This window comes from Mesorhizobium sp. M7A.F.Ca.CA.002.09.1.1 (assembly GCF_003998555.1).
Taxonomy (GTDB): domain Bacteria; phylum Pseudomonadota; class Alphaproteobacteria; order Rhizobiales; family Rhizobiaceae; genus Mesorhizobium; species Mesorhizobium ciceri.
In genome coordinates this window covers 1-1,455 of sequence record NZ_RZRR01001144.1, presented here as the reverse complement: position 1 = coordinate 1,455, position 1,455 = coordinate 1, and the positions used below count along the sequence as shown (strand labels likewise).

Here is a 1,455-nt window from a genome sequence, read left to right as displayed (position 1 = left end):
CGCCGTGATCTTCAACACCTGCGCCGTGACAGGCGAGGCAGTGCGCCAGGCCAAGCAAGCGATCCGCAGGGCGCGCCGCGGCAACCCGCAGGCGCGCATCATCGTCACCGGCTGCGCCGCGCAGACCGAGCCTGAAAAATTCGCCGCCATGGACGAGGTCGATCTCGTGCTTGGCAATGAAGAGAAGCTGAACGCGAATTCCTACCGCGCGCTGCCGGATTTCGGCGTCAACGACACCGAGAAGGCGCGCGTCAACGACATTTTTTCCGTACGCGAGACCGCAGGTCACATGGTCGACGCCATCGAGGGCCGCGCACGCGCCTTCGTCCAGGTGCAGAACGGCTGCGACCACCGCTGCACCTTCTGCATCATTCCCTACGGCCGCGGCAATTCGCGCTCGGTGCCGATGGGCGCCGTGGTCGAGCAGGTCAAGCGGCTCGCCGGCAACGGCTATGCCGAGATCGTTCTGACCGGCGTCGACATGACTTCATTCGGCGCCGACCTGCCGGGCGCGCCGAAGCTCGGCAAACTGGTGAAGACCATCCTGAAACAGGTGCCCGATGTGAAGCGCCTGCGGCTGTCGTCGATCGATTCGATCGAGGCCGACGACGATTTGCTCGACGCCATCGCCACCGAGCCCCGGTTGATGCCGCATCTGCATCTGTCGCTGCAGTCGGGCGACGACATGATCCTGAAGCGGATGAAGCGAAGGCATCTGCGCGATCAGTCGATCCGCTTCTGCGAGGATGTGCGCAAGCTGCGCCCCGGTATCGTCTTTGGCGCCGACATCATCGCCGGCTTCCCGACCGAGACCGACGAAATGTTCGAGAACTCGGAGAAAATTGTCGAGGAGTGTGGCCTGACCCATCTCCACGTCTTCCCCTTCAGCCCACGCGAAGGCACGCCTGCCGCGCGCATGCCGCAGCTCCGCCGCGAGGTGGTCAAGCAGCGCGCCGCCCGGCTGCGCGCCGCCGGTGAAGTTGCCTATGTCAGGCATCTGTCGTTGCTCACCGGTACGCGTCAGTCGATCCTGATCGAGCGAGACGGCCTTGGCCGCACCGAGGGTTTTACGCTTGCCGCACTCGGCACGGGCGCACCGGGTGAGATCGTCGAGGCCGATATATCGGGCCACGATGGTACCAGGCTGATCGCGGCGCCGCTTGCCGCCCGCGCCGCCTGAGAAACGCAAAGCATGGCTGGTTTTTTCAAGAAGATATTTTCGTTCGGCAAGAAAGAGGTGGTCGAGGAACGGATCGACGAGACCGCCCCGCTACCGCCGATCAAATGGGAAGCACTCGATGCGCTGAAGCCGGCGGCCGAACAGGTCGTCCCGGAGTTCTTGAAGCGCGATGAGCCGCGGCCCGAGGCAGAAACGACGCCGACGGTCGAGCCGGAGGTAATTCCTGCGCCGGAACCGGCGCCTGTCGAGGAACCGGTGCCCGCGCCGGAGCCGAC

The 1,455-nt window shown here is 64.9% G+C and carries 1 protein-coding gene and 1 pseudogene; both read left to right on the top strand.

Features of this window, described 5'->3' with window-relative positions:
• Positions 1–1,180 (top strand): tRNA (N(6)-L-threonylcarbamoyladenosine(37)-C(2))-methylthiotransferase MtaB (gene mtaB / locus EN994_RS31135; protein WP_127308134.1); only part of this gene is annotated, 1,180 nt, incomplete at its 5' end.
• 12 nt (positions 1,181–1,192) lie between these two features.
• Positions 1,193–1,455 (top strand): annotated as a pseudogene (locus tag EN994_RS31130) (signal recognition particle-docking protein FtsY); the annotation flags it as partial.